Annotated in this window: 1 protein-coding gene; it reads right to left on the bottom strand. The window is 62.9% G+C overall.

Going from position 1 to position 256, the window contains the following annotated elements:
* The coding region (locus IG65_RS37525) for an AMP-binding protein (RefSeq protein WP_156055942.1) at positions 1 to 256 on the bottom strand (256 nt) is incomplete at both ends.

Below are 256 nucleotides of genomic sequence, written 5' to 3'. Positions count from 1 at the left end.
CACGACCAGTCGGCCGCCGTGGAGTAGCGGGCTCCAGATTTCCCATACGGAGACGTCGAAGGCGAGTGAATGACACTGTGCCCACACCTGTTCCGACGCCGGTGTGGGGCCGGTGTTCAAGGTTGTCAGTAGTTGGGTGACGTTGTGGTGGGTAGTCGCTACGCCTTTGGGGATCCCGGTGGTGCCGGAGGTGTAGATGAGGTAGGCGATGGTGTCCGGGCGCGGTGCTGGTAGTGGGCTACTGGGTTGGGTGTCG

Source organism: Nocardia sp. NRRL WC-3656 (assembly GCF_000720265.1).
GTDB classification, from domain to species: domain Bacteria; phylum Actinomycetota; class Actinomycetes; order Mycobacteriales; family Mycobacteriaceae; genus Nocardia; species Nocardia nova.
This window is presented reverse-complemented; position numbering and strand designations above follow the sequence as displayed.